Origin of the sequence: Vibrio sp. 05-20-BW147 (assembly GCF_013369385.1) — a bacterium.
GTDB lineage: Bacteria > Pseudomonadota > Gammaproteobacteria > Enterobacterales > Vibrionaceae > Vibrio > Vibrio floridensis.
Genome location: NZ_SZTO01000074.1, coordinates 1 through 1,048 on the forward strand (window position 1 = coordinate 1; position 1,048 = coordinate 1,048).

Genomic DNA, 1,048 nt, shown 5'->3' on the forward strand with positions numbered 1-1,048 from the left:
TGAATTTTCAGCGCCAAAGAATAAGTGTCCAGAAAACAGCACCCACTGGAGCCAACTTGCCGACGCGCACAAAACCCAAAAGCAGAGGAAACAAAGAAAAACCATAAGCCACTGATTTTATTTGATTAAGCATAACGCCCAATTAAGGGGTGAACAACGCTTCCACCCAAACCTAAAGCATTGTGCCATAAACACTAAATTTGAAGTAGAAGCAAAAATGCCAAGCGTTGTGAATCCCTCTTAAATTGCTTGTTATGTGCCTGTTTCATTCATTACTTGTTTATTTTAGCTTCGAAAACTGACTCATAATACTCACGAAAAGCTTGCTTCATTTTGTTTTTGGTATCTTGCGAAACTCTAGCTCTTTCATTGATTAGAGGCATAAATGTGTTAACCATTTGGGTTTCATTCTGAGTGTATTCAGAAATTCCACATGGCATAAAATACAGCTCAAATTGGCTTTGTTTCCTAAATCAGGGAACTAAATCAGTAACCCACGATCTGATCAGCTAAGTTCCACTCAAACACTTTGACCAATGGCCAAGCCTCGCTACAAGACAACCAATTGGAAGCACTATAACCAAGCTTTAATTAATCGCGGCTCACTGACATTTTGGATAGATGAAGAAGCCATCCAGCTATGGAAGCAAATCAAACAGGGAAACCGCGGGAGACCTCGCTTGTTTAGCGACTTAGCCATTACGACAGCTCTTATGGTTAAACGCGTATTTTCAATGCCGTTGAGAGGTCTTCAAGGGTTCATTAACTCTATTTTTAAGCTCACTGAACTGCCATTGTCATGCCCTCATTATTCATGCATTAGCAAGCGAGCTAAAACAGTTAACGTCGCTTTCAAGACAAAAACCAAAGGAACCATCCAGCATCTAGCCATTGATGCAACAGGTCTCAAGGTTTATGGCGAAGGTGAATGGAAGGTCAAGAAGCATGGTACTGACGGGAAGCGTAGAGTCTGGAGAAAGTTGCATTTAGCGGTAGACACCAGCACTCACGAAATCGTCGCGGCAGAACTGAGTTTATCTAATGTTAC

General features: G+C 41.5%; 1 pseudogene. It reads left to right on the forward strand.

The annotated features are described in order from the left end of the window. Window positions 1-536 precede the first annotated feature (536 nt). A pseudogene (locus FC652_RS19995) lies at window positions 537-1,048 on the forward strand (IS5-like element ISVbsp3 family transposase); the annotation flags it as partial.